Origin of the sequence: Cupriavidus sp. WS (assembly GCF_000395345.1) — a bacterium.
Taxonomy (GTDB): Bacteria; Pseudomonadota; Gammaproteobacteria; order Burkholderiales; family Burkholderiaceae; genus Cupriavidus; species Cupriavidus basilensis_B.
The window spans coordinates 1-3396 of record NZ_AQPL01000147.1; the positions used below are offsets into that span (position 1 = coordinate 1).

A 3396-nucleotide genomic window follows, 5' to 3' on the forward strand; every position below is an offset into this window, starting at 1 on the left:
CGGCGCGGCGCCGGCGCGGCCGCTGCCCTGCCTACATCCCCCACGCCACCGCCTGCGTGCCGGCGCGGCGCAGGTTGCGGAAACGCGCCAGCGCCCACAGCGGGAAGAAGCGCGCGTAGCCGTGGTAGCGCAGGTAGAACACGCGCGGGAAGCCCACCGCGGTGAAGCGCGCTTCGTGCCACAGGCCGTCGGCCTGCTGCGTGCCCACCAGGTAGTCGATGCCGCGCGCCACCGCCGGATGCTCGACCGCGCCGGCCGCCATCAGCGCCAGCACCGCCCACGCGGTCTGCGAGGCCACGCTCGGCGCGGGCTCGTAGCCCTGGTAGTCGAGGCGGTAGCTGCTGCCGTCCTCGCCCCAGCCGCCGTCGGCGTTCTGGATCGAGACCAGCCATTCGGCGGCGCGGCGCATTTCCGGCGCCTCCGGGCCCATGCCGGCGGCGTTCAGCGCGCACAGCGCGCTCCACGTGCCGTAGATGTAGTTCATGCCCCAGCGGCCGTACCAGCTGCCGTCCGGCATCTGCTCGTCGAGCAGGTAGCGCAGCGCGCGCCGGAAGGCGTCGCTGCTGGAGGCGGACTCGCCGAGCTGCGCCAGCATCGACAGGCAGCGCGCCGAGACGTCGGCGGTGGGCGGGTCGAGCAGCGCGCCGTGGTCGGCGAACGGGATGTTGTTGAGGTACTCGTGCGTGTTCTCGGGCTCGAAGGCGCCCCAGCCGCCGTTGCTGCTCTGCATGCCCTCGACCCACTCGCGCGCGCGCGCCACGGCCTGGCCATAGCGCTCGCGATGGCTGGCCGCGGTCACGGCCGGCGCGCCGGCGCCCACGCGCGCGGCGCGGTCCATCGCCATCGCCACCACGGCGGTGTCGTCCACGTCCGGGTAATGCGGGTTGGCGTACTGGAAGGCCCAGCCGCCGGGACGCACCTGCGGGCGCCGCACGATCCAGTCGCCGCGCACGTCCAGCACCTGCAGCGGCAGCAGCCATTGCAGGCCGCGCTCGGCGGCCGCTTCGGCGCGCGCGCCGCCGGCCTCGAGCAGCGCGTGGCTGGCCAGCGAGGTGTCCCACACCGGCGACAGGCACGGCTGGCAATAGGCTTCGTCGCCATGCACCACCAGCAGCTTCTCGACCGAGGCGCGCGCCACCGCCACGTCCGGGTCGGTCTTCGGCACGCCGAGCACGTCGAACATCATCACGGCATTGGCCATCGCCGGGAAGATGGCGCCCAGGCCGTCCTCGCCGTTCAGGCGCTCGCGCACGAAGCGCTCGGCGCGGGCGATCGCGCGCTTGCGCAGGCCGCGCGGGAACAGCGGCTCGGCCACGCGCAGGCCGGCATCGACCACGCGGAAGAAGCTGAACCAGGCGCGGCTCTGGTGCGGCGCCTTGGGCGGCAGGCGCGCGGCCTGGCACGGGCGCGCGAACAGCTCGTCGATGCCCACGCCGCGCGGGTTGCGCGCCTGCGGGCGCAGGCTGTTGAGCACCAACAGCGGCACCACCACCGTGCGCGCCCAGTACGCCACCTTGGACAGGTGGAACGGGAACCACAGCGGCAGCAGCATGATCTCCACCGGCATCATCGGCACCGCCTGCCACGGCATCACGCCGTACAGCGCCAGCAGCGTGCGGGTGAAGACGTTGCTGCCCTCGGCGCCGCCCTGCGCGTGGATGGACGCGCGCGCGCGCCGCATGTGCTCGGACTCGGGATCGTCGCCGATCATCTTCAGCGCGAAATACGCCTTCACGCTCGCGCTGATGTCCGAGGCGCCCTGGTGGAACAGCGGCCAGCCGCCGTCGGCATTCTGAATGCGGCGCAGGTAGCGCGCGATGCGGGCTTCCAGCACGGTGTCGGCGCTCTCGCCGAGGTAGTGCACCAGCAGGACGTACTCGGCCGGGATGGTGGCGTCGGCTTCCAGCTCGAACACCCAGTGGCCGTCCGGCCGCTGGGCCGCCAGCAGCGCGTCCTGCGCGCGGCCGATCGCGCCTTCCAGCGCGCCCGTCTCCGCCATGCCTTGCACGGATGCCGCGGCAGCGGCCGGATCGGGAGATATTGCTACTTGGCTCATCGGTCTCGATGTCCTCTCTTCAACAACGCGATTACAGCAATGCTGCGCGCTCGCCAGGCCCGCGGGGTGGCGACGGCGCGCAGCGGCAAATCAGCGAAATGGCTTCAGACGAAGCCGTGCCGCAACAGGATCCAGAGCGCGCGCGCGCGCGGCACCCGCACCCGCTCGCGCGGATTGGCCCAGCCGCGCGCCAGCAGGCGCTGCAGCACCACGTGGTAGACCTCGCCCATGATGCGCGGCGAGCGCACCACGCGGCGCGGGGCGTCCGCCATGATGGCGAACGCCTTGTCATAGTGCGCCTGGGCCTGCCCCGCCACTTCCAGGCAGGCGCGGCCCACCGCGGGATGGCCGACGATGGCCTCGGGCGCGCCCGGCGGCACGCCGGCCCCGGCCAGCGCCTCGGCCGGCAGGTAGACGCGGCCCAGCCCGGCATCCTCGTCGATGTCGCGCAGGATGTTGGTCAGCTGCAGCGCGCGGCCCAGGTGATGCGCCAGCGCCACGCCGGCCTCGCGCTCCATGCCGAACACGCGCACGGCAAGCCGCCCCACGGCGCTCGCCACGCGGTCGCAGTACAGGTCCAGCGTGGCCGCGTCCGGCACGCGGATGTCAGCCAGCACGTCCATCGCCATGCCGTCGACCACCGCCAGGAAATCCTCCTGCAGCAGGCCGTAGCGCACGATCTGCGCATGCAGCCGGCGCAGCGCCGGCGGCGGCGTGCCCGCATAGCAGGCGGCCAGGTCGGCGCGCCAGGCGTCCAGCCCGGCCAGGGGCTGCGGGCGCGGGCCGTCGCCGTCGGCAATATCGTCCACCTGCCTGCAGAAGGCGTAGATCTCGAACATCGCCTCCCGCTGCGCGGCAGGCAGGATCTTCATGGCGGCATGGAACGAGCTGCCGGTCGAAACGGGATTGCCCGCGCTGGGTGGGACGTCTTGCACTGCGATATCGGTTCCGGCCACGTAACTCCCCGTCACGCATTGAACCACCCTCGCCGCCGCCGTTGCCGGCAAAGCGCGGGCAAAGGCATGCGCGCGGCCGGGGCGGCATGATTTTTTGGGTAATTCGGGATTATAGCAAGGCGCGCCGCACAGGGCCGGGCGAGGCGCAGCCGGGTGAACCCGGGGTGGCGCGGGCGCCTGGCGCCTGGAGGCCGGCCCGCCGTGGCGGAGCCGGAAATGCGGCCGGGAAGGCACAGGAAGGGAGAGACCCCGGGGACGCCCGCCGCCGTGCCGGCGGGCGGGACGCCATGCCTGTCCGCGTCAGGCGCCGCGCACCCCGCCGCGCAGCCTGAGCAGCACGAAGCCGCGCAATCCCGGATCGTAGCGGGCGAACTCGAAGCCCTC

General features: G+C 73.1%; 2 protein-coding genes. Both read right to left on the reverse strand.

Going from position 1 to position 3396, the window contains the following annotated elements; genetic code table 11:
• Positions 1-31: 31 nt before the first annotated feature.
• Positions 32-1999, reverse strand: coding sequence for a squalene--hopene cyclase (gene shc, locus K206_RS0113500; RefSeq protein WP_020202937.1), 1968 nt, complete (start codon positions 1997-1999; stop codon positions 32-34).
• A gap of 161 nt (positions 2000-2160) precedes the next feature.
• Positions 2161-3012, reverse strand: a complete 852-nt coding sequence (gene hpnD / locus K206_RS0113505; protein ID WP_029043597.1) for a presqualene diphosphate synthase HpnD — start codon at positions 3010-3012, stop codon at positions 2161-2163.
• Between the last annotated feature and the right edge of the window lie 384 nt (positions 3013-3396).